We start from the raw sequence: 20,740 nt of genomic DNA on the forward strand, positions 1-20,740 counted from the left end.
ACTATAAAAAAAATACAAATTAGTAAATATAAATTTCGTTGTTATCTCTTAGATAATTGTCTTTTTTCTAACAATGTAACAATTAATGATCCGACTAACAGGAATAAAAGGGTGACTATTTGGCTGAAATAATTAGATACAATCGAAATTCCGCTTCCGAGGCTTGCTCCCAATAACAAAATAAAACTATACATTGAAATCGTTAAACTACGATTTTCACCACCCTTGACACCTAGTAGGTGAATGAGTGAAGGGATAATAATTGCAATTCCTGCAACAAAAGCAATGGTACCAAACGCAATAATGAAAATATTTGTAATCATGCTTAGAATTAATCCAAGTAATGATAATAAAAGACCTGCAATAATCGTGTTTTCAAAACCGATACGATGGCCAATCTTTACAGAAAAAACCGTTACAATTAAACCGATTAATCCAAAAGCTCTGATAGCAAAAATAGCTTGTTCAGATAGTGATAACGTATGTTGAAAGAAATTTTCAAGACTTGTATAGTATGCAACAAAAGCTAACAGAGTAGTAAATGTAATGAAATAAAGCTTTTTGAGGTCTTTTTGCAAAGGGAGTTTAGCTAATAACCTTATGAGCTGTATGAGTGAACGTTTTTCCTGCTTGATTTGGGGCTTAGGTAGTTTCTTGATTGCATAAATTAAAAGGGCTATATAAGAAATGGCTAACGTAAGAAAAATTGCTTGCCAATGGAAAAATAAATTCACAGATGAACTAAGCAATTGACCGAGCACACCAGCCGACAAGAAGCCAGTGTTAATGACTCCAACAGTTATACCGTGATGTTTTTTTTCTAATACATTCAAGACATAGATAAAGGATACAGGCGCAAATGAAGCAGCCCAAAACCCCTGAAGACCTCTTATAATAAGGAAGTTAGTAAAATTAGTAATGAAGAAACTAATGATCATCAACATACTTAAAATAAGTAATCCAAAGCAAATCGTCTCCTTTAGTCCAAAGCGTTCTGATAATGGTCCAAAAAAGATAAGGCCAACTGCATAAAAAAAGAAAATACACTAATCGATAAACTCGCTTCCGTAGTTGAAATCAAAAACGTTTCAGATATTTCACCGAGTAAAGGAATGAGGATATATAAGTTTGAGACGATTAGTATCGCTAAGAATGCAAAGATAATCAGAATATGACTAAACACATAGTTAACACTCTTAGAGTGATCCATTTATAGGCCCCCTTACTTAAACAGAGATTTTTCTAGTTGTAAGTATTATCTAAAATTACTTTTCATCGATTATATATATGTAAAAACTTCCACAAGTGCCTTTAAATATTCAAAACTAGTAAGCTTTATATAATGAAGATTAGGAGCAAATGTATTATAATAATAGAGATATGAAATACCTTATAGGGTTTTTGTAAACTAATTAACTGAGGTGGAGTAAGTGATGAGATTACTTAAGTTTTCAATAATAGGACTATTGCTTCTTATTTTAGCTACGGGGTGTGATGCAGAGTCATTAACAGGGGTTAAGCAAATAAGTGTAAACGATATACCCCAACGTATGGCCGAGTCAGTGGAAAAAAATGATGGAGCAATTTATATCGATGTTAGAGAAGAATATGAGTATAATGAGGCCTATATTGAAGGCTTTGTAAATTTCCCTTTAAGTACACTAGGAGAAACGTATACTGAACTACCACAGGATAAGGAAATTATTATTATTTGCCGTAGTGGTAACCGTAGTATGCAAGCAGCCACAATGTTGCAAGAAAAGGGTTATGAAAATGTTACGAACGTCCAAGGCGCTATGCTAGATTGGAAAGGCGAGACGAAGTCGAATAATTAAATGTAGAATGTAGAATGTAGAATGGGGAAAGTAACGCTTCGAAGCGTTACAGAACCAGGATGCATTCTTATTTTTTTGATGAAGAGTGTTTTAAAAAGAATTCTTCGCTTGAAATAGATACATCATTTACATTCTAAGTTCTACATTTAAATAAGAAAAAAGATGCATACGCTAATGGGTTCCGTTTCCTATCACAACATTAAAAATGCAAGTCAAAATGAGTGCAAATTTACACTCAATTTTTATTGGTGTAAAGCTATTGGGTAGGGATAACATAAAAATTTGTTTAGTGAAATGCACCCCAGAATGTAGGGGGACAATGGCTGTTGTACCCCCACAATTTTACCCTCAAGTTGAAATACAATTTATCTTACAAAAATTAAAAATAACCGGAGATTTTCCGGTTAAATTGTAGATAGAGTTCGATTCAGGGGAAATAAGCGTAGATTTTCCGGTTAAGCAAAGAAAAATTACCCATTTTCACGTTTTTTGAGTAAATAGTCGGAATTACTCCGTCTATTTAAGCTATTTTTAGTGCTATTTTTTTAATAAGGGAAATTTCTCCGTTTATTTATGAACCCCTGCCGATTCCCTCATCTGGTTCCGTTCTTTTATGGTTTGGGAAGGCGCAAAAGATTTTTGGGGCATTCAACAGGCAACAAAAAAAGGCTCAGAATAGTGAACTGAGCCTCTTTTTGTTTGCAAAAACAGATACAAAAGAACCTACAAATTGGGTACATTTTCGTTTTTTGCGACAGGAATCTGAAACCGTTAGGCATACGCCTCTTTTTTTCTTATTTAATCAGATAATTAAACACCGGTGATCCAGGTGGTGCGTTTACGATCATATCGTATACAGGAATTGTGTAAGCGAAGATGATTAGTAATGCAGCAATACCGATCCAAAGCTTCCAGTTTTCGAAGATCGCTGGAGTAGTAGATGCATCTGTAGCAGGTTCACTAACTGGGAACTCTGTTTCACCTTTTGGTGCTAACCAAGTCATATAAATAAAGTTATAGAACATTAGAAGTGAAGCAGCTGTTAAGATAACTGCACCAATCGCAACTGTAATGTAGTTAGTGAAAACTCCACTAAACCATTCTAAGGCAATCGGATGATCTTGATAAGTTGTATAAGCAGTACGACGAGGTGCTCCTAAAAGTCCTAGTAAATGCATCGCACCAGACATAAAGAACATACCGATCGTCCATAACCATGTTTGTACCATTCCTAAACGGTTTAAGAATGGAGTAAATCTTCTTCCAGTTAAATGTGGAATTAACCAGTATGAAATCCCAAAGAATGTAAGCAATACTGTTGAACCAACTGTTAAGTGGAAATGACCAACTACCCAAAGTGTGTTGTGAATAACCGCATTTAGTTGGAAACTAGCATTGATAATACCGCCCGCACCAGCAGGGATAAAGATTAACATTCCCATGAAAGGAGCGAAGAAACGAACATCGTTCCAAGGAAGTTTGCCAATCCAGCTAAGAACACCTTTTCCACCAAGAGCACGGCCTGTTTGCTCAAAGGTACCGAAGATCGAGAAAGCAGTCATTAATGATGGAACAATAACTACAAACGTTAGAACCGTTTGAACGAATTTCCAAAAATCTGATACCCCAGACTCCATTAACTGATGGTGAAAACCAACTGGGATAGAGAATAATAGGAATAATACGAATGCTAAACGAGCTAGTGAATCGCTAAATAATTTTCCGCCAATAATCTTTGGAATACAAACGTACCATGCCATGTAAGCAGGTAGTAACCAGAAATAAACAAGTGGATGACCAAAATACCAAAATAGAGTACGGCTTAGTAATACATTAATTTGATCTGTAAGACCAAATGACCAAGGTATCATTTGTAATAATACTGTTGTCGCTACTCCTAGACAGGCAATGATCCAAAGAATGATTGTTGCTGTAGCCATATAACCAAATAACGGTGTTTTTTGCCCTTTATTGGCTTTTTTCCAGTTAAAGTAATGAGCAAGGACAGCAGCGCCAGCAAACCAAGTCCCTACAACGAATAATGTTAAAGCTACATAATAAAATGGATGTGCTGCAAGTGGAGCATAGAATGTATAAAGTACAGACGCCTCACCTGCTAGAATTAATGCAGCAGCCATCAATGTTCCGACTGTTGTTACCCAAAAACCAGCCCAACCAAGCTTTCGGATCCCATCTGGCATCGCACCTAATGTACGGCTTGCGCCAGCAAACAAAAAGGCAAAAATAAAGTATGTTGTAAAAACAAGTGCTAATAATACCCCATGTACCGTTAGAATTTGATAGTAACCAAGCCAGCTTGGTAAATCAATCATTCCACCACGTACTAATCCTTGTAAAAGCCCCATAAGCGCTCCAATAATGAACGCAAAAAATGCAACATAAATGTGCGCCATACTTAGTTTTGCATCTTTAGGTGCTACTCTGATATTAGTGTCTGTGCTATATTCTTCGACTCTTAATGCTTGGTTTCTCATTATTTCACCTCAATCGCCATTTGCATATAGTGATGTCCTGTACCGCAATACTCGTTACATAAAACGAGATATGTACCAGGCTCTTTAAAAGTATGTTCAGCCATGTTAACATGCCCTGGAGTCACCATGAAGTTAACATTTGTTCCAGGTATCGTAAATGAGTGAACAACATCAGAACTAGTCACTTGAAAACGAACTGTTGAACCTACTGGTACCTCAATCTTGTTTGGCATGTATGCAAAAGCCATAGCAATAATGTTTGCTTGATAAGTCGTTTCATTAATTTGTCGTAACCCTGGCTCATCAAATGGTGCTTCGTTACTTAAGTTTTGTGAATCTACTGTAGCCATGTGGCTTGGTGGTTGTTGTCCGAAAGCAAAGGCACTAACTCCAAGTACAGCTAAGAAAACAAATAAAGAACCAATCCCAAATGTTAACCATATTTTTTCATAACGGTGTAAATGCATAAAATAAGTCCCCCCCGACCAATTACAATCTGTTTAAAAATAAGAAGAATATTGCCGACCATGATCCCACGATAAACAAACCAACAAACATAACGAAAATCAATGTACCTTTTAGTGAAGATTCTGATTCTGTCGGAACATAATTTTTTTGAGTGTTAAGGTTTGTATTGTTTTTAGGCATCTCATAACCTCCTCTTCATGATAATTAAGACTCCCACATTAAATAATATCGAAAATTTAAGCTGAAATTTTACAAAAATGTGAAAAAATAATGACACTTACAACATAAAATAGTTATTAAACATAAAAGTAGTGGTAACAGTAAAAACAGACTACTTCCTATTATATTGATATTTCAATATAGTTCTGTGACAAAGATCACATTAGTTCATTAGAAAATATAGATTTAATTGCTTTCTAAGTGTGGTATATCATAAAATAGAGATAGTTATTGTCGGAATTTCTTATAGAATACGGAGGAAACAAAAATGGAAATTTATGATGACAAAGTAAAAAATAGATTAAAAAGAATCGAAGGTCAGGTAAGAGGGATTATTAGAATGATGGAGGAAGAAAAACAATGCCATGAAGTGGTCACACAATTGGCTGCAGTTCGTAACGCTATTGATCGAGCAATAGGGGTCGTAGTTAGTAGCAATTTAGAAGAATGTATTCGAAAACAAATTGAAAACGGTGAAGGAACAGAAGAAACAATAAAAGAAGCAGTTAATTTACTTGTGAAAAGCCGTTAATAGTTTAGAGTTTTGAGTTTTGTAGGTAGCTAACTGGTGTATTTTTCAACGTTTTATAGCAGTCATAACTAACTTTTAAAAGGGTCACTTCTGTGGCTCTTTTTTTATTGGGAATAATTACAAAATAATGTTGCAAACTAAGTCTTACGATAAGTATAAGGTTAAGAGGGGTTCTTTATGATTGGAAATAAGGACAAGTTGAGATTAGAGCAACAAGAGGAGTACAAGCAATATCTTAAACAACTGAAAATTTCTGAAGAACCACCATTAGATACAGAGTTATTTAATTTGGAAATACAAAAAATCTTTCAAAATTGCGAGGATTTTTCTTATCGAGAGGTTGTTCTTCCTGAAAAAAGCAAAGCTAGAATTTACTTTATTCAGGGATTAGTTGATTTTGAGTTTTTGCAAGAAAGTGTTATAAAGCCTTTGTCAAAGCTTGTAGCGAGTGAAAATGATATGGATCCTCGTCAACAAATTAACAACCCGTTAAATAAGAAGCTTACAGATTGGAATAAGATTATTTACTTGCTTTTTAATGGCGGGGCACTCTGTCATGTTGATGGAGAGTTGCCATTAGAGGTAAAAGTTCCAAGTAAGGATAAGCGAGCGCTTCAGGAGCCGACGACACAATATCAAATTTTTGGCCCGAAGGTTGGTTTTATTGAGGATATTCAGACAAACATTTCGATCATGAGGAAGTTTATAAAAGACCCTCGCCTAAAGACAACAAATTATGAAATAGGTTCGTTAAGCCATACAAGAGTAACCGTCATGTATATTGAAGGTTATGCAGAAAGTGAATGTGTCGAATCGATAAAAACAAAGCTCCAAAACGTAAAACTCGAGCATTTAATTACCTTAGGCCAGCTAAATAAACAAATCATTGATAATCCAAAATCTATTTTCCCCCAAGTATATGGCACAGAGCGACCTGATAATGTTGCTTTGGCATTGAGTGAGGGGAAGGTAGCGATTTTTATCGACAATGTCACATTTTGTTCAATCTTACCGATTGGATTGTTTGATCTTTATTTAGTAGGGGATGACCATAGCTTTAGTTCGATTTATAACGCGCTTTTCGTGAGATTAATTCGATACTTCAGCATGGTTATTTCAACTGCTCTACCAGCTCTATATGTAGCTTTAGTAGCTTTCCATCCAGAGTTGATTCCTGAGACTTTGGCATTAACTATAGCTGAGTCGCGTTCGCAAATTCCGTTTCCTGCAGCGGCTGAAGCAATTATTATGATGGTAGCTTTAGACGTGTTAGTAGAGGCCAGTATCCGTTTACCTAGTTTTGTTGGACAAACAATCGGGATTGTTGGTGGTTTAGTTATTGGAACAGCTGCAGTAGAGGCCGGAGTCGTTAGTAGTCTGATGGTTATTGTTATTTCTTTTACTGCGATAGCTTCATTTACTACTCCAACCTGGGAGTTGGTTTCTTCTTTACGTGTCATACGATACGGTTTATTAATTATCTCGTCGATGTTCGGTTTATTCGGCTTTGTTCTAGGTTTTTGTTTGATTTTTATTCATATCTGTAATATTGAATCGGTCTCAAGGCCATATATTGCACCATTATCACCATTAAAGTTTGAAGAATTTCTTAAAAAGTTTCAACAAAAGAAAGCACAGTTTTTGAGAAAATAGGGGGGGAAAGCAATGATTGAGGTTCGGAAGTTTAAAGGAATTGATCTATTTGCCTTTACATGTTGTTCAACCATTGCGTTAGGGGTGACATTTTTACCTTATGTTGGTGGCGATGAGGTGAGGAGTGCCTGGTTAAAGGTAATGATTGCTGTTCTTCCGTACCTCCTGCTTTTTTTCTTATTAAAAAAATTCAGTTTGAAATATGATAGCTATGATTTTTTCTTAGAGGTAAAGAACTCAACCTGGAAGTGGGTTTACTGGGTAATTCTTCTCTATTTTATTGTCAGTACATTCATTGCTATTATCTTTGGTTTAGAAGCATTAACATTGATAACCAAAGTGTATCTCCTTCCAAATACGGAGCAATGGACTGTATTGTTGCTATTTATAGCCGTGGCAGGTGTGGGTTTAGCTTATGGAATAACAGCGATTAGCCGTTTTGTCGTTGCCTTAATTTTTGTAGAATTTATTTTATTATTTTCAATTATTTTCTTAGGTTTTAGTGAATACTTTCGTTGGATTTATATTCCTCCAATTTTGACAACAGATATTACCACTCTATTAAAAAGTTCAATTAGTGATATGGCACGTTACTCAGGAGTCATTGCACTCTTAGGTTTTTTGCCCTATTTAAATAGAAATTGTGCTGTCTTTCGTCCAATGAGTTATGGAATTTTATTAGTTGTAGCTATATATGTAGCCATTTGCATTGTTATTTTAGGGACGTTTGGATTTGAGCAATCTTTGACATTAGTTTCTCCTTTTACAGCGTTAGTACAATCGGTGTCTACAAGAACAGGAGTTGTTGAAAGGGTCGATTTATTTTTCCTTGGCGTTTGGATTATTGCTTACTACAAAATAATGCTCATTCAAGCTTGGTTTTTATTGTTTTTATTACAACGTTTCATCCCAATAAAAAAACCAAATATTTACCTTGTACTTTCTTTGGGACTATTATTTTTCGTATCCGTTTGGGTACCAGGATTTGTCGAGCCAATATGGGTACCGGTATATCTCAACCAACTAGTGTACTCTTTAATCGTACCAACCGGTATTTTAATAATTTTAATTTTAAAGCGTAAAAAAGGAGATTTGCAAAGTGAAACGAGTTAGGTTCTTACTTGTACTCTTTTGTTGTGTTCTCTTGTCTAGTTGTGTTGATGCTAGAGAAATTGACCATCGTTCGATGATTGTAGGGATGGGTCTCGATTTGGAGCAATCAGATAGTGAAGATCAAGGAAAGATTAAGTTGACTGTTCAGATTCCGATCCTTTTATCAGGGGGAGGCGAAGGGAATATTTCTGGAGCGGTTAAAGAATTTGAAACGTTTACCGCTACAGGTGAAACGATCCTTGATGCAGTTGCTGAAATTGAAGCGATGACACCTACCGTGCTTTTCTTCGGGCACTTAAAGGTGATCACAATTGGAGACGTATTAGCGAAACAGGGGCTTGATCAAGTGATTGATTTTTTTGATCGTCTTCCTCAAGTAGCAAATCAAATTTTTCTTTTAATTATCGAAGATGTCACAGCAGAGGAGTTTATTAGTTTTGAATCTCCTTTAGTTTCTTTACCGGCGTTATATCTAAATCGTTTTTTTCAGGCAGATCAAAAAATCGCACGAACAAAAGATGTAAAGCTATTTGAATATCGTCGAGATGCTAACATGATTTCAGGGGCATCGACACTTCCGTTAGCTAGAATAAATGGAGGAAAGAAAATTGTTATTGAAGGTATGGGTGTCTTCGAGGATCACAAATTAGTAGCAAAGCTAACAAGTCAAGAAGTTGTCATTAATGAGTTATTGAAAAACAATAAAGTTCATAATAGTAATTTTACAACAAAGGTTAACGTCGATGGCAAGGAAGAACAAATTTCCATTAGTAGAGGTCGTTTAAAAGTAAAAATTGGGTATGAAAAAAAGGATCCGTTAACTATTAATTTACAAATTAAAGGTAAAGGAGAAATATCTGAGGTAGGAAGCATCCGTGTTAGGGTTTCCAATGAGTTGGTAAAGCAGGTTGGGGAAAACTTAGAGGAAGAAATTACAGATTTAGTAAGAAAGACAATTAGAAAGATGCAAGAAAAAAACGTGGAACCATGGCTTTTGGGACATCGGTTGTGGGCCATGGACCCTAAATTCTTTGATAGCTTAGATTGGGAAAAAACAGGTTGGAGAGAGAGTAATATTAATGTATCGGTAGACTTTGAAATTGTGCATACAGGACAAAAAAGCTACTTATCAAAAACCAAAATCGGAAGATGAAAGCATTTACATGAAAATGTTACAACAGTTTGAACATCATTGACTGTGAAAAAAAGCCTATGCTATAATAAATCATAATGAAAATCATTATCATTATCACTGAGATGAAAATAACAAGGTTATGATGGACCGAGTTTTTTAATAGAGTATGCTTAGGGGGGAGTTTCATGAGTTTCATAAAATTAGAACAGATTACTAAATTATTTCATGACTCACTGCGACCGGCTGTTGATTCTTTAGATCTTACTATTGAACGTGGGGAAATTATTACGTTACTAGGCCCAAGTGGCTGTGGTAAAACTACAACGTTACGAATGTTAGCTGGATTTGAACAACCATCCACTGGTCGAATTACGATTGGTGACCAAGTTGTTTTTGATAATAATAAATCACTACCACCAGAAAAACGTGGAATTGGCATGGTATTTCAGGATTATGCTCTTTTCCCACATTTAACAATTGAAAAAAATGTGATGTTTGGCTTAAATAAATGGAAGCCCAAAGACAGAAAAGAACGCGCTCAAGAAGTATTAGATCTTGTTGGTTTAGGTGATTTTGGTGATCGTTATCCTAGTCAAATCTCAGGAGGGCAACAACAACGGGTTGCCTTAGCTAGAGCATTGGCGCCGAGACCACATGTTGTATTAATGGATGAACCATTTAGTAATTTAGATGCGGGTCTAAGGGAGAAAATGCGCTATGATGTGACGAATATCCTTAGAAAAGCCAATACAACGGCTATCATTGTAACTCATGATCAAAAGGATGCCTTTGCTGTTTCTGATCGTGTTGTGGTTATGAAAGATGGTATCATTCAACAAGTGGCTTCACCAAGAGAGATGTATCGTTGCCCGAAAAACTCATTTGTTGCCCAGTTTGTTGGTAAAACTAATTTACTTACTGGAAAGCTCGAGAAAGATAAAAATCTCGTTCAGACAACAATTGGAACAGTTTGTCTACCTCTTCAAAAAAATCAAGTTTGTGAAACCTCATGCCTTTCAAGTGAGATTGAGGGTATGTGTGAAACCGTTAAACTTTCGATTCGTCCAGAAGGGTGTCAAATTGTCTCTGAAGGAAAAGGAAGCTATTTTGGTACGGTTGAAAGGGTTACATACAGTGGTGAATACCAAGAGCTATATGTAAACCTACAATCAGACAAATCCTCAGAGCCGATGGTCATTTATGCACCTGTTGATCAAGATATAGAATTAGGATCGGTTGTTTCCTTTAATATTAAATCCGATTTAGTTTGCTTAGTTGAGTAAAAGATCAAAACTCTCTCATGAATTATTGAGAGAGTTTTTTTAATGAGTAAGTTTAAGCGTTTTTAATACTTGATATCTGGCTTCAGCGCACAGTTCCTCGAGGACAAATAATTTTATCTGGGCTAAGCAAGTGAAAAGCGCACTATACTTTTCCCTATGGCGCTTTGTTTTTTGCTTCATGCATATTATTTGACATAATTGTGAACATAATATAAACCTGAAATTTATTTTAGAAAATCTCATTGACAATGATTATCAATAGCAATATAATTCAAAGTGGAAGTACAAATGAGAATGAATATCATTCTTTAGAAGAAGTAAACACACTATCAAACATACTTAGGGGGAAACACAAATGAACAAAGTAATAAAATTTTTCTTATTTGCAATCCTATCAGTAAGCTTACTTTTAGTAGCGGCATGCGGGGGAAATGAAGAACCAAAAACAGCAACTCCTTCAGAACCACAAGTAGGAGCTGGTCAAGAAGAAGGAACAGGAAAATTAGTAGTTTATTCATCTCGAAATGAAAAGTTTGTTGAAGATCTATTGGCTAAATTTACTGCTGACACTGGAATTGAAGTAGTAGCATTACATGGAGCAAGTGCAAATAAAATCTCTGAAGAGCGTGGCAATGTTCAAGCTGACATCTTCATTTCAAATGATGTTGGAGAGCTAGAATTTTTACGTATGGAAGGTTTATTAGAAGGATTTGAACCGGAGCTTATTGACACGATTGACGCAAAATATCGTGCCCAAGATAATTCGTGGTTTGCATTATCTGCAAGAACTCGTGTTTTAATGTATAATAAAGATCTAATCACTGAAGAAGAAATGCCAAAAACAGTGTGGGAATTAACAGACGCTAAATGGAAAGATCAATTTGCAATTACTCGTGGCGGTAATGGTAGTATGATTGGACATGTAACAGCATTACGCCAAGAGTGGGGCGATGAGCAGGTTGTTGAATGGTTAAATGCTCTTGGTGAAAATGCAGGTGCAATCATGCAAGGTCATGGAGATATTCGCAAGGCTGTAGGTGCAGGAGAGTTTAAATTTGGTTTAGTAAACAACTATTACTACCATCAACAATTAGTAGAGCCAACTGATAATAACGTAGGTGTTATCTATCCTGACCAAGATGGTATGGGAGCAGTTGTAAACGCAGCTGGTGTTGGTCTAATAAAAGGCGGTCCTAACGCTGTTGATGCAAGAGTCTTCTTAAATTGGATCCTAGAAGATGAAAACCAACGTGAATTCTCATATGCATCAATGGAAGTTCCGATCAATCCCAACATTGAAGCAATTCCTGGAGCAGCATCGATAACTGATTACAAAACTCACGATATGCCACTAAGCAAACTTGGAGAAGTTTGGGCTGATACGAAATCAATTATTGAAAATTCAGGACTTGGTCTAGAAATTAGATAGTGTTAATTTCCCTGATCTACGGGAGTTGTAAATAATGATGAACGAAAATAATAACGCTAAAAACGATAACAGGAAAAATAAGGTAGAGAAGAGTTTCTTCTCTACCTATTCCTCTTTTTTTAGAAATCGGTGGTTTAAGATATGGAATGGCAATCCACCTGGTTCTATCCTCTTATTGATTGGAACCTTGGTTGCACTTGTGATGAGTGTACCGATTATTTATGTGGTATGGCGCTCCATGTTTGCTGGTGCAGATCGCTGGATGCGCTTACTTGATAACCGTATACCAGGTTTGCTTTGGAGTACGATTAGCCTAACCTTAATGGTTACATTTTTTGCGGTGCTCATTGGTGTCAGTCTTGCGTGGTTTGTAAATCGAACTAACTTACCAGGAAGAACAACGTGGCAGTGGCTTCTCGCTCTCCCGTTAGTAATTCCGCCATATGTAGGTGCAGTCTCCTATATCATTATTTTTGGTCCGCGAGGCTGGGTGCGTAAATTTTGGGTTGAAAACAGTTTCCTTTCTCAGTTTGATTATCCAATTAACGTCTATAGTTTTTGGGGTGTTTTCATCGTCTTAACTCTGTTTACATATCCTTATGTATTCTTAATAGCAAGTGCGGCGTTAAGAAGAATGAATCGAAATTATGAAGAGGTAGCTCGTTCACAAGGAATGACAACATCGCAGATATTCTGGAAGGTCAATTTGCCCTTTTTACGACCGGCAATAGGGGCTGGGGCGATCTTAATTGCTTTATATGTCTTAGGTGACTTTGGAGCAATTGCAATGCTCCGTTACACAACTTTCACTGCAGCTATTTACTTTCAAATGGGAAGTTATGATGCTTTGGCGGCAACAGTACTCAGTGTCGTTCTAATTGCGCTAACGCTAATTGTCCTCTGGATTGAAGCGAAGACAAAAAAGAAGCAAGGATATCACCAAAGCTCAAATAGCTTTAAAAAGCCTGATATTTTGGAATTAGGGAAATGGAAGTTTCCGGCCTTACTTCTTGTTTATACCGTATTTTTCTTCTCAATCGTTTTACCGATTGTCGTCTTAGTTTACTGGTCAATCATTGGAGTTGCTGAAGGAGCTTTAAATGCTCGTTTTTGGGGATTTGCATGGAATAGCATTCAAGTATCCGGGATAGCTGCAATTCTTTGTATGCTGTTTGCTTTGCCGATTGTTTATTTGAAGTCACGATACCCATCATTTATAACTTCAATCATTGAAAAATTAAGCTTTGCTGGCTACGCCCTTCCTGGCGTCATTGTAGCTTTAGGGATTATCTTTGTATTTAACAACCACATACCATGGTTATATAACACTCCGATGATGCTCTCTATTGCCTTTATGATCCGATTTTTACCACAAGCAATGCAGTCAGGGGAAGCCTCATTAAGTTTAATCTCGCCACGGATGGATGAAGCTGCTCGAAGCTTAGGTTATCCACCTTGGATGGTTATGCTGAAAATCATCATCCCGTCTATCTTGCCGGGAATATTAGCCGGGGGTGCACTTGTTTTTGTTAGCTCAATTAAAGAGCTACCAGCGACCTTACTCTTAAGGCCGCCGGGATTTGACACCTTGGCAATTCGGATATGGGTAGAAACGAGCGAAGCAGTTTACCATCTAGCCGCTCCTGCAGCCTTAATTATTATTTTAGTGTCAATCTTGCCTTTGAAATATTTGTTAAAAAAATACTAAACAAAAGCCATGTCCGTAAACTCGGACATGGCTTTTTAGAAAGATTATGAAAGTATATTTGGTTTTTAGTATTTGATGTCTAGCTCCAAGACACATTAATGAATTTACTTCGATGCAGGTTTTGCGACGAGTAAACGAAGTGACGCAGGAGCAGCGCCCAGCCCCTCGAGTTCGAATGTTCTTCGAGAATAAAAGTGAAAGACCACGCTTTTTTCTCGAAGAACATTTGCTTGTCGGGGCTAACCAAGGCGCTTGCACTTTTCTTACATTATCTAGTCATTAGCCCAACTAAAACGATGATAGCAAAGATGATCCAAAAAAACTTCTTTTTCGTATTAGCACTAAATCGGCGCTTTTTCCAACGATTTGGATTGAAGGTTATTTCGTTATCGAATACATGTCGATACTCAGGAGTGTATCTTTTAATTTTCGTTAAGAATATTGGAGCAAGTGCAGCACCTGCAATAAATCCAAAAATATGTGCATAAATGTTAATTCTGACATTTACGAAGGTCATTACTAATCCGATGACGAGAATTGTTAGGATAAGTTGAGAATTATCACGATCAATTAAGTCCTTGCGGTAGATGGTCATATATAAATAGATACCGAAGAGTCCGTAGATAGCTCCGGATGCACCTAAATGAGGAGAATAACCAAGACCACCAATGTAGTAGGTAGCGATATTCGCTAGTATTCCTGTTAATAAATAGACACTAATAAAGCGTCCTTTTCCAAGTAATCTTTCTAAGGCTGGGCCAAATAATACTAAAGAGAAAGAATTAAATAAGAAATGTCCAGCTGAGACATGCATAAAAATAGGTGTTACTAACCGCCATATTTCTCCTTGGGCAATAGATAAGTTATGTCCTACACCTAGCAAAAAAATAAGGTTTCCACCGAATCCTGGAAATAAGAACATCCATAAAAATAAAACAAGATGGATAGCTACGATACCAGATACAATGGGATAAGACCTAAGGAACGATCCAAAATCTTCATTTCTAACAAACATCAACATCACCTGATTTCTGAAAGTATTTATGGTTTAGGCTCTTTTCTAAAACATTGCTCCTGCGGTTACTCGTCGCACTAAAAAACTTGTTGCTTTTTAACCTAACTTTATTGGGAAAATTCCTTAGCATCACCCAATAAAGTTAGTAAGAAAAGAGCAATGCTAACTATATAAGTAGTGAAGTTCTAGTATGTATGTGTAATAATCCGGATTTTGGGATTTTTACGAAAGCAACAAACTTTGCGCAAACAGCCATGTTTAAACATAGTTGGTTTTTCTGTTTTGTTGCTGAATGCATTCTTATAACTAAAGTACCTTATTCTTTATTTCTAATTATTGTAGCATAAAACCTTGATATAACAGAAATAATTAGATAAAACGATACTCGGTTATTTCCATCCTATGTCAATAGGTATGATAAAATGTTAGAAAAACGATTGTTTAGATTGGGGTTTGAAAGAGGATTATGATCACTGGAACCGGAATTGATATAGTTGAATTAAAGCGAATAAATGGTGCTTTGAAACGACATCAAGCTTTTGTTCAACGAATTTTAACACCAGAGGAACAAGAAATATTCTTCCGTCTATCAGAAAATAGACAAGTTGAGTTTTTAGCAGGCCGTTTTGCAGTCAAAGAGGCTTTTGCAAAAGCTATTGGAACAGGAATTGGAAAACGCCTTTCATGGCAGGATGTAAAGGTCCTTCCTGATAAAACTGGAAAGCCGATATTGATTTCAAAACTAAATCATGGAACCGTACATATTTCTATTTCACATAGTAAAGAGTATGCAGTTGCGAATGTAATCATTGAGAGTTATGAGTGATGAGTTAGGAGTTTTGAGTTTTTTTGAGTGAATTCAAAAGAAGCTTGGAGGCTTCAACCATAAGCAACTCAACACTCAACACTCAAAACTCATAACTTTTTTCACCGGCTTGTCATGCTAGTCTGCATATTGTGTGGGACAGTCTCATATAGTGGTAGTGCGGATAGGAGGGAACTATTTTGAATGTGGTAACGGGTGTTGAAATGCGCCAAATCGATCGCTATACCATTGAAGAAATTGGTTTAACAGAAGAGTTACTAATGGAAAATGCCGGGCAGGCTTTTGTAAATCACATCATTAGTTTATTAGATAAGAAGAAAGCTAGAATTGCTGTTCTAATTGGTGTTGGAAATAACGGTGGTGATGGTTTTGTTATTTCAAGATCTTTATTAGAAAAAGGCTACCATGTTGATGTTTGGCTTGTTCCGCCTGTAAGTAAGGTTAAAGGCACGGCACGCTACCATATGGATATTTACTTGAAATTAGGGTATCAGGTTAATAGCTTTGAAACAATCTCTGCTACTGGTCTATCGCAAATTTTTATGAGCTACACTCACATCATTGATGCACTTCTTGGTACAGGATACAATGGACCGTTACGGTCACCGTACAGAGAGATTATTGAAGAAGTGAACCGTAGTCATGGGAATATCCTTTCCGTTGATATACCTAGCGGCTTATCAGCGGATGGAAATGTTGATGAACCAATTTTGGCAGTGAAGGCTACCCATACGATTACCTTTCAATGTCCAAAGCTTAGTAGTTTTCTATTTCCTTTCAGGGAGTATCTTGGAGAACTTACGATAGTCGATATAGGAATTCCTAAGCGCGCCATTGATCAAATCTCGAGTGAACGTTTCATCTGGACAGAAGAAGATATAATTCAGACGTTGCCGGTAAGAAAGCCATCATCACATAAAGGAAGTCATGGAAAGGGACTAATTATTGCTGGCTCTCAAGCTATGACTGGAGCGCCAATTTTAACAGCTAAAGCTTGTCATCGTTTAGGGGCTGGACTAGTGACTTTAGCCACTCCTGAAACTGCCCATCAGGCAATTGCAAGTCAGCTAATTGAAGCTACATTTCACCTTTGTCCATCTGAAAATGGCGAAATTGCTACTTTGAATCTTTCGAATGAGGTTCTTGACAATCGCTATGACGCGATTGCTGTAGGTCCAGGGCTTGGTAGAAGTACTAAAGGAGATTTTATTGATACATTATTAACTAGTTTCAATAAACCATTGATCATTGATGCAGATGGCCTTTATTATTTAAAAAACTTTCTCCCTAGTTTACAAATGCGTAAGGGTGTTACTGTTCTTACACCACATGTAGGGGAGTTTGCTTACCTTATGAATGAACCTATAGAAAAAATCGAAAAAAACCGATTTCAGTTCTCAAAGCAATTTGCCGAAAAGTATGGAGTTTATCTCGTTTTAAAAGGGCCTTATACCATTGTTACAACACCTAGAGGGAAACAATTTATTAATACAACTGGAAACGCTTCTTTAGCGAAAGGTGGATCAGGTGACGTTCTTACAGGAATGGTGTTAGCTTTAATTATGCAACAAAGAGATGTACAATCTGCCATTAGTAATGCTGTCTTTCTTCATGGTAAAGCAGCGGATTATTTAACTAGAAATGGATGGAGTCCAATAAGTGTTATTGCCTCTGATCTTGTTACGATAATGCCGCACGTTTTGGAACAGTATCAATACAGTTAGCGCAACTTCCGATAGAATTCCCTCCTTTGTCGTCTAAATGAGACAAAGGGGTTGAGAATGAATGAAAAAAATCACTTCAATTATATTCTCGTGTATATTACTTCTGGGATTGCTAGCAGCTTGTGGTGAAAAAACCCAAGAAGATATTATTGAAGAACTAGGTGAAAAAGTTAAGAATATGACAGGCTATAAAGCTGAAGCTGTTATGACACTTGAAACTGGAAAAGATCCACAGCAATATCAAGTGGAAATTTGGCACAAGCAACCGACGTATTACAGAGTTGCATTAAGCAATGCTACAAAAGACCAAAGTCAAATCATCTTAAGAAATGACGAAGGTGTTTTTGTCCTAACACCAGCATTGAACAAAAGCTTCCGTTTCCAAAGTGACTGGCCAGAAAATAATAGCCAAGTTTATCTATACGAGTCTCTTGCTAACGATATTCTAATGGATCCTGAGCGAACATTTACGGCAACTGAAGACCACTATATCTTCCAAACGAAAACAAACTATCAAAATAAAAACTTACAGCAACAAGAAATCACCTTAAACAAAAAAGACTTAACACCAGTTTCAGCGAAAATCAAGGACGTAGAATTAAACATTTTAGTAACTGTAGAATTCACTAATTTTGAACTGAATGCTGGCTTTAATGATGGTGACTTTGATATGGACCGTAACATGACAGGAGCACAATTAGAAAGCTTACCAGCTATGGCACAAGAAAGCCAGGAACCATTAGTCCCTGTTTTCCCAATGTACGTACCTGATGGAACAATGTTAAATGATTCTAAGGAAGTAAGTATTGAAGAGGGGACACGTATTATCCTATCTTATACTGGAGATAACAATTTTACGTTAATCCAGCAAAAGAGCAGAGTCCAACAAGCGAGCATCCCGATGCACGTAACTGATGGTGAGCCTGTTGATTTAGGATTTACAATTGGTGCAATGTCTAGCGAGGGGCAAATTAATTCATTGAATTGGTCTTATGATGGTGTAGACTTCTTCTTAGCGTCTAAAGACTTAAGTCAAGAAGAAATGCTCTCAATTGCAAAGTCAGTTTATGGAACTCATGTAAAGTAAATAATGAAGAAAAGGCGGACCCAAGATCATAAGGTGTCTGCCTTTTCTCTAGATGAAGGGTAAAAGAAAAGTAGTAAAAGTAAAAAATTTCTACTAGGATATTTATAAAGTAATGTTGACAATCTGTTATATCTCATTAATATCATATATAATATATGTCTAGTTTCGGATTATCATTTTAGAGCAATTGCACTTTTAAAGGGGAAATTACGTTGGAAAACTTGAACGGTTTTTATCGAGATACGTGGGTAGAAGTTAATCTTGATGCCATCGAAAGTAACATAAAGTCAATAAAGAGTAATTTAGATAACGATGTAAAAGTGATGGCTGCTGTAAAAGCAAATGGTTATGGTCATGGAGCTGTTCAAGTGGCTAAAGCGGCGTTAAAAGCTGGAGCTACCTATTTGGGAGTAGCCATTTTAGATGAAGCTATTGCATTACGCAAAGAAGGATTAACTGAACCTATTTTAGTACTTGGTTGGGTACGACCGAGTGATATTAATATAGCTGCTGAAAATAACATTATTTTAACTGTTTTTCAGGAGCAATGGTTAATGGAAGCAGAAAAACACCTCAAACCTAACTTGAATTGTGTATTTCACTTGAAAATTGACACAGGTATGGGCAGGATTGGAATAAGAACGAAAAATGAAGGCAAAACTGTAATAGATTACATTAATAAAAATAAACAATTTACATTAGAAGGTGTTTACACCCATTTTGCCACATCCGATGAAAAAAACTTAGATTATTTTTATTTGCAATATGACCGATTTTTAGAAATGTTAGAAACGCTGAAAGCATACGGCCTTAACGTTCCATACATTCATTGTGGAAATAGTGCTGCAACGATCAGATTTCCAGAAAAGATGTTTACGATGACAAGAGTTGGCATCTCAATGTATGGTTTAACACCATCTAAGGAGATTGAAGATGAAATTCCTTTCTCGTTACAAGAGGCGTTTTCCCTGCATAGCAAAATTATTCATGTAAAAGAAGTAACTAGTAATGAAGGAATAAGTTATGGGGCAACATATAGGACGAAGGGAAGCGAGTGGATTGCCACTATTCCTATTGGTTATGCTGATGGATGGCTGCGTCATAATGGTAAAAATGGCTTTGTTCTTGTCGAGGGAGAAAGATGCCCAATTGTGGGTAGAGTATGTATGGATCAATTGATGATCAAATTGAATAAAAAAGTGCCTGTTGGGACGAAAGTGACTCTCATCGGGAAACAGAATAAGGAAATGATTTCTGTTAATGAAGTTGCTGAGCGACTTGAAACCATCAATTATGAAATCCCTTGTTTAATTAGTTATCGAGTTCCGAGAGTTTACATGAAAAATGGGGAAATAATTACAGTAAATAATAAAGTTTTCTAAAAATGCTAGGAATAACAGGAATGGTGGCTTCTTTTAGCGAATATTATCAAGAGACATTTTAAGATAAGTCTTTGCAAAACGGTAGCGGTAGTGCTATGATTATTCATGGATATAATTAAATTTAGTTGTAGGTGTACGTTGGAGGTGTTTTTGTGTCTGCTAACACAAAGAGAATCACGGTAAGCTTACCACAACATTTATTAAATGAGGTTGATGGCTTGATTAAACGAGAAAATGTTAACCGAAGTGAATTTATTTCCCAAGCTACAAAAGCATATCTTCGTGAAAAAAAGAAACGTCAAATTCGCGAAACAATGCAACAAGGTTATATGGAAATGGCAAAAATTAATTTGAATATTGCTGCTGAAGCTTTTCTTGCTGAAGAGGAAGCGGAGCACACACGCACACTAGATTTAGTTAGTGGGGTGTAAATTTTGATTGTTGTAAAACGTGGCGACGTTTATTTTGCTGACCTCTCACCAGTTGTCGGTTCAGAGCAGGGTGGAGTAAGGCCAGTTCTCATCATTCAGAATGATATTGGAAATCGGTTTAGCCCAACAGTCATCGTCGCAGCAATTACAGCTCAGATCCAGAAGGCCAAACTACCAACACATGTAGAAATTAATGCAAAGCGTTATGGCTTTGATAGGGATTCTGTTATCTTATTAGAACAAGTTCGTACAATTGATAAGCAACGATTAACAGACAAAATTACTCATTTAGACGAGGATATGATGTCTCGAGTCAATGAGGCATTACAAATTAGTTTAGGACTCATTGATTTTTAATTTTGATTTTATTCCAATTATGCGTACATTAAGGAAAGTTGCTGATAC

The 20,740-nt window shown here is 36.5% G+C and carries 20 protein-coding genes; 14 read left to right on the plus strand and 6 right to left on the minus strand.

Annotated elements, in window-relative coordinates:
• Positions 1-41: 41 nt before the first annotated feature.
• Both H1D32_RS01490 and H1D32_RS01495 read right to left on the minus strand, forming a co-directional pair.
• On the minus strand, positions 42-1,043 hold the full coding sequence (locus H1D32_RS01490; RefSeq protein ID WP_314733341.1) for an MFS transporter: 1,002 nt from the start codon (positions 1,041-1,043) through the stop codon (positions 42-44).
• On the minus strand, positions 980-1,210 hold the full coding sequence (locus H1D32_RS01495) for a hypothetical protein (RefSeq protein ID WP_261176420.1): 231 nt from the start codon (positions 1,208-1,210) through the stop codon (positions 980-982). Before H1D32_RS01495 ends, H1D32_RS01490 begins: the two co-directional genes overlap by 64 nt.
• Before the next feature lie 223 nt (positions 1,211-1,433).
• Between H1D32_RS01495 and H1D32_RS01500 the strand changes: the two genes are divergently transcribed.
• Positions 1,434-1,835, plus strand: a complete 402-nt coding sequence (locus H1D32_RS01500) for a rhodanese-like domain-containing protein (protein ID WP_261176421.1) — start codon at positions 1,434-1,436, stop codon at positions 1,833-1,835.
• Between the two features lie 794 nt (positions 1,836-2,629).
• Here H1D32_RS01500 and H1D32_RS01505 read toward each other — a convergent pair.
• From H1D32_RS01505 to H1D32_RS01515, 3 genes are read right to left on the minus strand one after another with little or no spacing between them, the layout of a single operon-like run.
• Positions 2,630-4,330: a b(o/a)3-type cytochrome-c oxidase subunit 1 gene (locus tag H1D32_RS01505; protein WP_261176422.1), complete on the minus strand. Its 1,701-nt coding sequence runs from the start codon at positions 4,328-4,330 to the stop codon at positions 2,630-2,632.
• The gene (locus H1D32_RS01510) at positions 4,330-4,797 is read right to left on the minus strand and encodes a cytochrome c oxidase subunit II (RefSeq protein ID WP_261176423.1); all 468 of its coding nucleotides are present in this window, start codon (positions 4,795-4,797) and stop codon (positions 4,330-4,332) included. The genes H1D32_RS01505 and H1D32_RS01510 overlap by 1 nt, the downstream gene beginning before the upstream one ends.
• Before the next feature lie 22 nt (positions 4,798-4,819).
• Positions 4,820-4,978, minus strand: coding sequence for a cytochrome c oxidase subunit 2A (locus H1D32_RS01515; RefSeq protein ID WP_261176424.1), 159 nt, complete (start codon positions 4,976-4,978; stop codon positions 4,820-4,822).
• A gap of 307 nt (positions 4,979-5,285) precedes the next feature.
• Between H1D32_RS01515 and H1D32_RS01520 the strand changes: the two genes are divergently transcribed.
• The 7 genes from H1D32_RS01520 (at position 5,286) to H1D32_RS01550 (ending at position 13,870) form a co-directional block, all read left to right on the plus strand.
• A complete protein-coding gene (locus H1D32_RS01520; protein WP_261176425.1) occupies positions 5,286-5,549 on the plus strand; it encodes a metal-sensitive transcriptional regulator in 264 nt (87 codons plus the stop codon).
• A 177-nt stretch (positions 5,550-5,726) separates the two neighbouring features.
• Positions 5,727-7,202, plus strand: coding sequence for a spore germination protein (locus H1D32_RS01525; RefSeq protein ID WP_261176426.1), 1,476 nt, complete (start codon positions 5,727-5,729; stop codon positions 7,200-7,202).
• Between the two features lie 12 nt (positions 7,203-7,214).
• Complete coding sequence (locus H1D32_RS01530; RefSeq protein ID WP_261176427.1) at positions 7,215-8,315, plus strand: GerAB/ArcD/ProY family transporter; 1,101 nt, start codon at positions 7,215-7,217, stop codon at positions 8,313-8,315.
• On the plus strand, positions 8,302-9,468 hold the full coding sequence (locus tag H1D32_RS01535) for a Ger(x)C family spore germination protein (protein ID WP_261176428.1): 1,167 nt from the start codon (positions 8,302-8,304) through the stop codon (positions 9,466-9,468). The genes H1D32_RS01530 and H1D32_RS01535 overlap by 14 nt, the downstream gene beginning before the upstream one ends.
• A 167-nt stretch (positions 9,469-9,635) precedes the next feature.
• Positions 9,636-10,733, plus strand: coding sequence for an ABC transporter ATP-binding protein (locus H1D32_RS01540; RefSeq protein WP_261176429.1), 1,098 nt, complete (start codon positions 9,636-9,638; stop codon positions 10,731-10,733).
• A gap of 355 nt (positions 10,734-11,088) precedes the next feature.
• Positions 11,089-12,162, plus strand: coding sequence for an extracellular solute-binding protein (locus H1D32_RS01545; protein WP_261176430.1), 1,074 nt, complete (start codon positions 11,089-11,091; stop codon positions 12,160-12,162).
• 34 nt (positions 12,163-12,196) lie between these two features.
• Positions 12,197-13,870, plus strand: coding sequence for an ABC transporter permease (locus H1D32_RS01550; protein WP_396126126.1), 1,674 nt, complete (start codon positions 12,197-12,199; stop codon positions 13,868-13,870).
• A gap of 268 nt (positions 13,871-14,138) precedes the next feature.
• Here the strand turns inward: H1D32_RS01550 and H1D32_RS01555 are convergent, their stop codons facing one another.
• On the minus strand, positions 14,139-14,885 hold the full coding sequence (locus tag H1D32_RS01555; RefSeq protein WP_261176431.1) for a rhomboid family intramembrane serine protease: 747 nt from the start codon (positions 14,883-14,885) through the stop codon (positions 14,139-14,141).
• A 466-nt stretch (positions 14,886-15,351) separates the two neighbouring features.
• Between H1D32_RS01555 and acpS the strand changes: the two genes are divergently transcribed.
• From acpS to H1D32_RS01585, 6 genes are all read left to right on the plus strand, one after another.
• A complete protein-coding gene (acpS, locus tag H1D32_RS01560; protein WP_261176432.1) occupies positions 15,352-15,711 on the plus strand; it encodes a holo-ACP synthase in 360 nt (119 codons plus the stop codon).
• Between the two features lie 185 nt (positions 15,712-15,896).
• Positions 15,897-17,435 (plus strand): NAD(P)H-hydrate dehydratase, encoded by a 1,539-nt coding sequence (locus tag H1D32_RS01565; protein WP_314733342.1) that lies wholly within the window; start codon positions 15,897-15,899, stop codon positions 17,433-17,435.
• A 61-nt stretch (positions 17,436-17,496) separates the two neighbouring features.
• The gene (locus tag H1D32_RS01570; protein WP_261176434.1) at positions 17,497-18,522 is read left to right on the plus strand and encodes an outer membrane lipoprotein-sorting protein; all 1,026 of its coding nucleotides are present in this window, start codon (positions 17,497-17,499) and stop codon (positions 18,520-18,522) included.
• Between the two features lie 212 nt (positions 18,523-18,734).
• Entirely contained in the window at positions 18,735-19,904 is a 1,170-nt protein-coding gene (alr, locus tag H1D32_RS01575; protein ID WP_261176435.1) for an alanine racemase, read from the plus strand.
• A gap of 152 nt (positions 19,905-20,056) precedes the next feature.
• Positions 20,057-20,335: a CopG family ribbon-helix-helix protein gene (locus H1D32_RS01580; protein WP_261176436.1), complete on the plus strand. Its 279-nt coding sequence runs from the start codon at positions 20,057-20,059 to the stop codon at positions 20,333-20,335.
• A 6-nt stretch (positions 20,336-20,341) separates the two neighbouring features.
• Positions 20,342-20,692 (plus strand): type II toxin-antitoxin system PemK/MazF family toxin, encoded by a 351-nt coding sequence (locus tag H1D32_RS01585; RefSeq protein WP_261176905.1) that lies wholly within the window; start codon positions 20,342-20,344, stop codon positions 20,690-20,692.
• The last annotated feature ends 48 nt before the right edge of the window (positions 20,693-20,740 follow it).

Origin of the sequence: Anaerobacillus sp. CMMVII, assembly GCF_025377685.1 — a bacterium.
In the GTDB taxonomy this organism is placed as follows: Bacteria; Bacillota; Bacilli; order Bacillales; family Anaerobacillaceae; genus Anaerobacillus.

What these genes read in the sequence shown, in the direction of transcription:
- H1D32_RS01495 (WP_261176420.1), bottom strand. Translation starts at nt 1,210, where the DNA reads ATGGATCACTCTAAGAGTGTTAACTATGTGTTTAGTCATATTCTGATT.
- H1D32_RS01500 (WP_261176421.1), top strand. Translation starts at nt 1,434, where the DNA reads ATGAGATTACTTAAGTTTTCAATAATAGGACTATTGCTTCTTATTTTA.
- H1D32_RS01505 (WP_261176422.1), bottom strand. Translation starts at nt 4,330, where the DNA reads ATGAGAAACCAAGCATTAAGAGTCGAAGAATATAGCACAGACACTAAT.
- H1D32_RS01510 (WP_261176423.1), bottom strand. Translation starts at nt 4,797, where the DNA reads ATGCATTTACACCGTTATGAAAAAATATGGTTAACATTTGGGATTGGT.
- H1D32_RS01515 (WP_261176424.1), bottom strand. Translation starts at nt 4,978, where the DNA reads ATGCCTAAAAACAATACAAACCTTAACACTCAAAAAAATTATGTTCCG.
- H1D32_RS01520 (WP_261176425.1), top strand. Translation starts at nt 5,286, where the DNA reads ATGGAAATTTATGATGACAAAGTAAAAAATAGATTAAAAAGAATCGAA.
- H1D32_RS01525 (WP_261176426.1), top strand. Translation starts at nt 5,727, where the DNA reads ATGATTGGAAATAAGGACAAGTTGAGATTAGAGCAACAAGAGGAGTAC.
- H1D32_RS01530 (WP_261176427.1), top strand. Translation starts at nt 7,215, where the DNA reads ATGATTGAGGTTCGGAAGTTTAAAGGAATTGATCTATTTGCCTTTACA.
- H1D32_RS01540 (WP_261176429.1), top strand. Translation starts at nt 9,636, where the DNA reads ATGAGTTTCATAAAATTAGAACAGATTACTAAATTATTTCATGACTCA.
- H1D32_RS01545 (WP_261176430.1), top strand. Translation starts at nt 11,089, where the DNA reads ATGAACAAAGTAATAAAATTTTTCTTATTTGCAATCCTATCAGTAAGC.
- H1D32_RS01550 (WP_396126126.1), top strand. Translation starts at nt 12,197, where the DNA reads ATGATGAACGAAAATAATAACGCTAAAAACGATAACAGGAAAAATAAG.
- H1D32_RS01555 (WP_261176431.1), bottom strand. Translation starts at nt 14,885, where the DNA reads ATGTTTGTTAGAAATGAAGATTTTGGATCGTTCCTTAGGTCTTATCCC.
- acpS (WP_261176432.1), top strand. Translation starts at nt 15,352, where the DNA reads ATGATCACTGGAACCGGAATTGATATAGTTGAATTAAAGCGAATAAAT.
- H1D32_RS01570 (WP_261176434.1), top strand. Translation starts at nt 17,497, where the DNA reads ATGAAAAAAATCACTTCAATTATATTCTCGTGTATATTACTTCTGGGA.